The 9252-nt window shown below is 36.6% G+C and carries 5 protein-coding genes; 4 read left to right on the top strand and 1 reads right to left on the bottom strand.

All coding sequences use genetic code 11. From position 1 onward, the window contains the following. The coding region (locus FQU23_RS05255; RefSeq protein WP_245181068.1) for an Ig-like domain-containing protein at nt 1-3140 on the bottom strand (3140 nt) is incomplete at its 3' end. Between the two features lie 928 nt (nt 3141-4068). Here FQU23_RS05255 and leuC point away from each other — a divergent pair. The 4 genes from leuC to leuB all read left to right on the top strand — a co-directional run bounded on the left by leuC (nt 4069) and on the right by leuB (nt 9109). Further along, on the top strand, nt 4069-5463 hold the full coding sequence (leuC, locus tag FQU23_RS05250) for a 3-isopropylmalate dehydratase large subunit (RefSeq protein WP_147672905.1): 1395 nt from the start codon (nt 4069-4071) through the stop codon (nt 5461-5463). Between the two features lie 174 nt (nt 5464-5637). Next, a complete protein-coding gene (gene leuD / locus FQU23_RS05245) occupies nt 5638-6234 on the top strand; it encodes a 3-isopropylmalate dehydratase small subunit (protein WP_147672904.1) in 597 nt (198 codons plus the stop codon). Between the two features lie 128 nt (nt 6235-6362). Beyond that, a complete protein-coding gene (locus FQU23_RS05240) occupies nt 6363-7958 on the top strand; it encodes an alpha-isopropylmalate synthase regulatory domain-containing protein (protein WP_245181067.1) in 1596 nt (531 codons plus the stop codon). An 89-nt stretch (nt 7959-8047) separates the two neighbouring features. Next, on the top strand, nt 8048-9109 hold the full coding sequence (leuB, locus tag FQU23_RS05235; protein WP_147672903.1) for a 3-isopropylmalate dehydrogenase: 1062 nt from the start codon (nt 8048-8050) through the stop codon (nt 9107-9109). Nucleotides 9110-9252 lie beyond the last annotated feature (143 nt).

Below are 9252 nucleotides of genomic sequence, written 5' to 3'. Positions count from 1 at the left end.
CCATTAAAGCTATCTCCTGTTACTAATGCTGGAGCGAAAGTATAAGTCAATGCAGGATCTGCATCGCCATAGGTTTTGCTTTTCGCTGCTGCTGTTACTGCTATTGTTTTTGCACCAATTGTTAAATCAGCACCAACATAAGTTAAGGTATAGTTGCTACTCAAACCCAATGTTCCATGGTTGATCGCATACGTGCCCACATTTTCGCCAGATGATCTGGTTAAGCTTCCATTGAAGCTATCTCCTGTTACTAATGCTGGAGCGAAAGTATAAGTCAATGCAGGATCTGCATCACCATAAGTTTTGCTTTTCGCTGCTGCTGTTACTGTGATGGTTTTTGTTCCAATAGTGAAATCAGCATCTACATAAGTCAAAGTATAGTTACCGTTTAAAGCCAGTGTATTTTGATTAATTGCATACGTACCTATGTTTTCGCCAGATGATCTGGTTAAGCTTCCATTGAAGCTATCTCCTGTTACTAATGCTGGAACGAAAGTATAAGTCAATGCAGGATCTGCATCTCCATAGGTTTTGCTTTTCGCTGCTGCTGTTACTGTGATGGTTTTTGTTCCAATAGTGAAATCAGCATCTACATAAGTCAAAGTATAGTTACCGTTTAAAGCCAGTGTATTTTGATTAATTGCATACGCACCTATGTTTTCACCAGATGATCTGGTTAAGCTTCCATTAAAGCTATCTCCTGTTACTAATGCTGGAGTAAAAGTATACGTCAGTGTAGGATCAGCCTCACCATAGGTTTTGCTTTTCGCTGCCGCAGTTACTGTTATTGTTTTCTTGCCAATAGTTAAATCAGCATCCACATAAGTCAAAGTATAATTACTGCTTAAAGCAAGTGTTCCTTGGTTGATTGCGTACCTACCTATGTTTTCACCAGGTGACCTAGTTAAGCTTCCATTAAAGCTATCTCCTGTTACTAATGCTGGAGCGAAAGTATAAGTCAATGCAGGATCAGCATCACCATAGGTTTTGCTTTCTGCTACTGCTGTTACTGTTATTGATTTCGGAGCAATTGTAATAGTAATATCTTTTGAACCAGATGCATAAATTCCGTCAGCAATCTGAGTCGCTCTTATGGTTACAGTACCTGCACTTTCTAATGCAACTGTTTTATTGTTTGCACCTGACAGCGTTACTGCTCCAGTTCCTCCAGAAATAACAGCATAACTAATTGTTCCCTGTGAATTTGAAGTAGCCACTAAATCAAAATTAGCATCCCCATACGTTTTAATACTATTTTCAAAAGTAATCGTCGGTGTAATCGTCGCATCTATTAAAACATTAGTTGTCGGTGCTACATTATTTAAAGTTAAAATCGCATTGTTTCCAGCAATATCACTTAAAATACCATTATTAGCTTGCAAAGGACCAATAGTAATACCATCACTATCTAAATCACCCGGTTGAATAGTATACCTAAACAGCAATGAACTCGTTTCTGAACCACTTACATAATTAGCTTGACGAATCATTCCACCGATAGTAATTTGAATTTGAGGTATTCCTCCTGCAGTAATAACCTTCACTTCTTTATTAAAAATAATCGTAAATTCTAAATTCTCCCCACCAACATATTTCCCATTTGCTGGTACTGAAACACTAGCCACAATTGGGATAAGAGTATCTATACCATAATTATTAGAATCTGTAGTTCCACTTCCTGCATTCCCTGCCGAATCTGAGACTCCAGTGTTAGCCAAAGTTATCAGATTACTAGCATCAGTAATATTTGCAGTTGGTGTTAAAGTTGCTGTCCAGGTAATCCCACCATCAGATGAGCTTACTGCGCTTAATGTCCCATTTACAATTGTTAAATCACCATTAGTAAAACCAGTAACTACTTCTGAGAAAGTAATCGTTACTAAACTTGTTTCTCCAATTCTTAAAGCATTATCTGCAACGACAATAGTGGCCGTTGGTCTAGACGTATCTATACTATAATTATTAGAATCTGTAGTTCCACTTCCTGCATTCCCTGCCGCATCTGCCACTCCCGCGTTAGCCAAGGTTATAAAATTGGTAGCATCTGTAATACCTGCTGTGGGCGTGAAAGTCGCTGTCCAAGTAATACCACCATCTGATGAGCTTACTGCGCTTAATGTTCCATTTGCAATTGTTAAATCAGCAATAGTAAAACCAGTAACTGCTTCTGAGAAAGTAATCGTTACTAAACTTGTTTCTCCAATTGTTAATGCATTATCTGCAACAACAATAGTTGCCGTTGGCCTTTGCGTATCTATTGTATAATTATTAGAGTCTGTAGTACCTGTCCCTGCATTCCCTGCCGCATTTGTCACTCCCGTGTTAGCCAAAGTGATAACATTGGTAGCATCTGTAATACCTGCTGTGGGCGTGAAAGTTGCTGTCCAGGTAATCCCACCATCAGATGAGCTTACTGCGCTTAATGTTCCATTTGCAATTGTTAAATCAGCAATAGTAAAACCAGTAACTGCTTCTGAGAAAGTAATCGTTACTAAACTTGTTTCTCCAATTGTTAATGCATTGTCCGCCAAAACTATTGTTGCCGTTGGAGAAGTGCTTCCTACTACTGGCGGGCCAACTTTTATATCATCTATACTATAATATAAAATCGCTTGGAAATTTATTTGAACAGCAGTAACGGCAACACCATCAGTACCAGCTGAAATAGACCTTGAACTTGAGGTATAATTATTCCAATTAGTACCCGGAGTCATAGCCGTCATGTCCTTATCAGTAAAACTATTCCCCGTAGCACTTAAAGTATACCAAGGAGGCAAAGTATAAGATGTACTATACGAATTCATACTTTGATGTGAAACCCAAATACTATAAAACTGAAAAGGCTGCCCATCAGCACGTTTCAATGTAAAACTATCTCCTCCAGAACCATCTTTTTTAAGACACTTTCCATTAGAAACCCCGCCAGTAGCACTATTTACAAAGGAACCATTTCCTCCAGAAGTTAAAATATACTCAACCCCATCAATAGTAATATTGGCCTGTGTATTCCAAATACCAAAACCGCCAGTACCATATGACAATGACGCACTTGTTGAAAAGTCATATGTAGACTGTGAGTGAACATTCGTCACAAATAAGAACAGACATATTAATAGACTTATTATTATTTTTTTAACCATAATTAATAATTTAGTAGTAATTCAATAGATTTAATTATAAATCAATCAGTATTAAATACAATCATCTATTCAAAACAAGTACAACACATACTCATTTTGAAACAAGAGGATCTATCTAATAAAAAGATTTTATAAAATTTACGTAGACCTGGGAAGGCTATATTTACAATATTAATAAATTTGTAAATATTTTAAGAAGAGTAATTATTTAATCATAAGCATTTCTTTTTAAATTACTAAATATTATAAATTTTACGTTTAAAAGCATTATTTATAAAAAATGAAGAGGCAAAAATAAACATATTAACAAAATAAACTACAAAAATATAATTTAGTTTTTCTTAGAGATATGTAAAGAGAAGTTATCAACAAAGGAACGCCCTAAAATCCCCTCATTATTCCTTAAAAAATTCTCATAGTTTGGACACGAAAATAAGCAAATTAACTAGGTGTCCTTTTTTTGGATGTCGTAGTATTGCGTAAAAAAAAAGAACCGACTTATAAAACAAAACACTCCCTTTTCGCTGACTAAAAAGCAATTTAAGACATTCGACTAAAAAAAATAAATAAGCGCCACGAATTGTCAATTATCAACCAAACCCTTATTTTTATTAAACTATTTTCAAAATCTACCCTAATTTCAAGCCATTTCAAAGCAGATGAATAATTTACAAAAAAAGCATTACTTCAACTTTGCACAAAAAACAAAAGAAAATTAAAACCGAAACCAAAACCAAACTGCCTTATAAAAATATTCCCAAACAAAATTAAGCACTAAGCCGTTGTAAAAACGGAGTTGGGTATCGTATATAATGAATAATCGAAATTTGCCTTTTTGACTCTTTTTATAAATTTGCTCCCATTGCTAAAGCTTTATTTAAAGAATTGGGCTGTACAAAGAAGAAATACACTTAAAAAATATTAAAAAATGAGTACTACATTATTTGACAAAGTATGGGATTCGCATGTTGTGCGTAAAATAGAAGATGGACCGGATGTGTTTTTTATTGATCGTCATTTCATTCATGAAGTCACTAGTCCTGTTGCTTTTTTAGGTTTAAAATCAAGAGGCGTAACTGTTATATACCCAGAACGTACTTTTGCAACTGCCGATCATAATACACCAACTATAAATCAACACTTACCTGTTGAAGATGCTTTATCGGCTAATCAGCTCAAAGCATTAGAAGATAATGCTGCAGAATATGGTATTTCGCACTGGGGATTAGGACATCAAAAAAACGGAATTGTTCACGTAGTGGGACCTGAAAACGGAATTACTTTGCCTGGAGCAACAATCGTTTGTGGAGATTCACATACTTCTACCCATGGTGCTTTTGGAGCCATTGCTTTTGGGATTGGAACATCTGAGGTAGAAATGGTACTAGCTACACAATGTATCATGCAGCCAAAACCAAAGAAAATGCGCATCAACGTAAATGGTAAATTGAGCAAAGGTGTTGGACCAAAAGATGTTGCTCTTTATATCATTTCAAAATTAACAACTTCTGGAGGAACTGGTTATTTTGCCGAATATGCCGGAAATGTTTTCGAAGAAATGTCTATGGAAGGTCGTATGACCGTTTGCAACTTAAGTATCGAAATGGGTGCTCGTGGTGGTATGATTGCTCCTGACCAAAAAACTTTTGACTTTTTAGAAGGAAGATTATTCGCTCCAAAAGGAGAAGCTTGGACTAAAGCAGTAGAATATTGGAAAACTTTAAAAACAGATGCTGATGCAATTTTTGACGCTGAGTTAAACATCAATGCAGAAGATATTGAGCCAATGATTACATACGGTACTAATCCTGGAATGGGAATCGGTATCTCAAAAAATATTCCAACTGCCAACCAAGTTGAAGGTGGAGCTGAGACGTACAAAAAATCTTTAGCCTATATGGGCTTCGAAGAAGACGATGTAATGATTGGGAAGCCGATTGATTTTGTATTCTTAGGAAGCTGTACTAATGGTCGAATCGAAGATTTTAGAGCCTTTACTGATATTGTAAAAGGACGTAAAAAAGCAACTAATGTAACTGCTTGGCTAGTTCCAGGCTCCCATGTTGTTGAAGCACAAATTAAAGAAGAAGGATTGTTAGACATTCTTACCGAAGCAGGTTTTGTATTACGTCAACCGGGATGTTCTGCTTGTTTAGCCATGAATGACGATAAAGTACCTGCTGGAAAATATGCAGTAAGTACTTCAAACAGAAACTTTGAAGGTCGACAAGGACCAGGTTCAAGAACGTTATTAGCTAGTCCAATCATGGCTGCTGCAGCTGCAGTAACTGGAGTACTGACAGATCCGAGAGATCTTTTTTAAAGATTTCTGATTGAAGATTAACGATTTTTAAATTAAGATTTCGTTAATCCAATCAAAAGAATTTTTAAAAATTTCAATTTCTAATTTTAAAAAAAACACATTAATGATACCTTTTTCAGTTTTCTACTCAGAAAATCAAAAATCAGCAATCGTTAATCGAAAATCAAAAATCAAATGGCATACGATAAATTTAATATCCTTACTAGTAGCGCAGTGCCGTTACCAATAGAAAACGTCGATACAGATCAAATCATTCCAGCTCGTTTCCTGAAAGCAACAGAACGTGTTGGTTTTGGAGACAACCTTTTCCGTGACTGGAGATATAATGGCGATGACACTCCTAAGGCTGATTTTGTTTTAAACAACCCAACTTACTCAGGGAAAATATTAGTAGGAGGAAAAAACTTTGGTTCAGGTTCTTCTCGTGAGCACGCTGCTTGGGCAGTTTACGATTATGGATTTCGTGCGGTAGTTTCGTCTTTCTTTGCTGATATCTTCAAAGGGAACTGTTTGAATATTGGTGTTTTACCAGTTCAGGTTTCTCCAGAATTTGCAGCAGCAATTTTCAGCGCCATTGAAGCTGATCCAAATACAGAATTAGAAATCAACCTAGAAGCACAAACAATCACCTTGTTAGCAACTGGAGCAAAAGAATCTTTTGACATCAATGGATACAAAAAGAATAATATGCTGAATGGTTTTGATGACATTGATTATTTACAAAATATCAAGAAAGACATCGTAGAATTTGCTGACAAACTTCCCTACTAAAAACAACCAATAAAACGCAGTTACGCTGGTCTCAACATTATTGCTGCATTAGCGAACTGCTTTTATTCTTTTAAAAAAATAATTGTACGATGGGTAATCCTTAAATCGTACTAGCATCAAATTTAAAAATGGAAAAAAGAAAAATTGAAATAATGGATACGACGCTCCGTGATGGTGAACAAACCTCGGGAGTATCCTTTTCTGCTGCAGAAAAGTTAACCATTGCACAATTGTTGCTAGAGGAATTAAATGTTGATCGCATCGAAATCGCGTCGGCACGTGTGAGCGAAGGCGAATTCCAGGGAGTAAAAGGAATTATGGCTTGGGCAGCGGACAAAGGATATGAGAATCGTATTGAAGTTTTAACCTTTGTAGATGGTGGTCTTTCTATCGAATGGATGAAAAAAGCGGGGGCTAAAGTCCAAAATTTATTGACAAAAGGCTCACTAAATCATTTAACACATCAATTAAAGAAAACTCCAGAACAACATTTTGCCGAAATTGAACAAGCAATAGCTTTAGCTGCAGCTAACAATATAGCGACAAATGTATATTTAGAAGACTGGAGTAATGGTATGCGAAATTCTCCCGAATATGTATTTCAATATTTGGAGTTTTTAGCAACTCAGCCTGTCAAGAGAATATTACTTCCAGATACATTAGGCGTGCTTGTTCCCTCTCAAACATTTGAGTTTATTTCGAAAATAACAGCAAAACATCCAAACATCCATTTTGATTTTCACGCCCACAACGATTATGATTTAAGTATCGCAAACGTTATGGAGGCAGTAAAAGCAGGGATCAAAGGCCTGCACGTGACTGTAAACGGAATGGGAGAACGCGCTGGAAACGCACCTCTTGAAAGTACGGTAGCCGTAATCAATGATTTCATGCCCGAAATAGAAATCAATATTAAAGAGTCTTCTTTATATTCTGTAAGTAAACTGGTAGAAACTTTTACAGGATATCGAATTCCTGCTAACAAACCTATCGTAGGAGATAATGTTTTTACACAAACTGCCGGTATTCATGCTGACGGTGACAATAAAAACAATCTGTATTTCAACGACTTACTTCCAGAACGTTTTGGCAGAAAGCGCCAATATGCCTTAGGAAAAACTTCTGGTAAGGCTAATATCGAAAAAAACCTTCAAGAGTTAGGATTAAAACTGAATGCAGAAGATTTAAAATTAGTTACCCAAAGAATTATTGAATTGGGAGACAAAAAAGAAACGGTTACCAAAGAAGATTTACCTTATATTATTTCTGATGTCTTGGACAGCCAAACCTATCAAGAAAAAATAATTGTGGAGTCTTATGTGCTTTCACACGCCAAAGGTTTACGTCCTTCGACAACTCTTTGTTTAAAAATAGACGGCGAAGTCATCGAGGAGCACGCACAAGGAGATGGGCAGTTTGATGCTTTTATGAACGCATTAGCAAAAATATATAAAAGTAAAGATCTGCAATTACCAAAATTGATTGATTATGCCGTAAGAATCCCACCAGGAAGTAGCTCTGACGCATTATGCGAAACCATAATCACTTGGACAAACAACGGAAAAGAATTTAAAACTCGAGGATTAGACTCTGATCAGACTGTCGCAGCAATTATTGCAACACAAAAAATGCTGAATGTGATCCCCACCCCTTCCGACGCATCAGAACTACCCGAAAACGAGGGAGACTTAATTACGTCGGGACATCTAATTAAAGAATTATAATCCAAATAATAACTATAATACATATCCGCCTAGTGTCCACTTCCGATTGTTATCGGAACGAAGGGGAAAAGGAGGAAAAACTATAAAACATGAAATATACTATCGCACTTTTAGCCGGAGACGGAATTGGACCTGAAGTTATAAATGAAGCTGTAAAAGTTTCTGATGCTATTGCAAAAAAATTCAATCACGAAATTACCTGGACACCAGCACTAACAGGTGCTTGTGCTATTGATGCAGTTGGAGTTCCTTATCCTGATGAAACGCACGAAATATGTATGGCTGCCGACGCAGTACTTTTTGGTGCAATCGGACACCCGAAATACGATAACGATCCATCAGCACCAGTAAGACCAGAGCAAGGTTTGTTACTAATGCGTAAAAAATTAGGTTTGTTTGCTAATGTACGTCCTACTTTTACTTTCCCTTCTTTGATTGATAATTCTCCTTTAAAAAGAGAGCGCATTGAAGGAACCGACTTGGTTTTCCTAAGAGAACTAACTGGAGGAATCTATTTTGGAGAAAAAGGAAGAAGAGACGGTGGAGAAACTGCTTTCGACAACTGCGTATATACAAGAACTGAAGTACAGCGCCTAGCAAAAAAAGGTTTTGAACTAGCAATGACCCGTTCTAAAAAATTATGTTGTGTGGACAAAGCAAACGTGTTAGAAACCTCTCGTTTGTGGAGAGAGACAGTACAGGCAATGGAAAAAGACTATCCAGAGGTAACGGTAAGTTATGAATTTGTTGATGCAGTTGCCATGCGATTAGTGCAATGGCCAAACTCATATGATGTATTGATTACGGAAAACTTATTTGGAGATATTTTAACCGATGAAGCTTCTGTAATTTCAGGATCTATGGGATTAATGCCATCTGCATCTGTAGGAGAACACACTTCTTTATACGAACCAATTCACGGTTCTTACCCACAAGCAACAGGATTAAATATTGCTAACCCATTGGCGACAGTATTATCGGCAGCGATGATGTTTGAAGACGCTTTTGGATTAAAAGAAGAAGCGGCAGCGATTAGAGCAGTCGTTAATAAATCATTGGAACAAGGAATTGTAACCGAAGATTTAGCTGCCAAAGGAGCAACAGCTTATAAAACAAGTGATGTTGGAGATTGGTTAGTAGCTAATTTGTAATATTAAAAATATAATCTAGGAAAGGCTGTCTCGAGATTCGGGGCAGCTTTTTTGTTTTAGTACAATTGAAGAAAGTTATTTCGCAAAGACACGCAAAGGAAATCACGAAGTCATGCCAAATATTAAACAGTAAATTAATTTTG

This window comes from Flavobacterium sp. XN-5 (genome assembly GCF_008033395.2).
Classification (GTDB): domain Bacteria; phylum Bacteroidota; class Bacteroidia; order Flavobacteriales; family Flavobacteriaceae; genus Flavobacterium; species Flavobacterium hiemivividum.
Note: the sequence above shows the minus strand (reverse complement) of the source record. Positions and strands in the feature narration are given on the sequence as shown.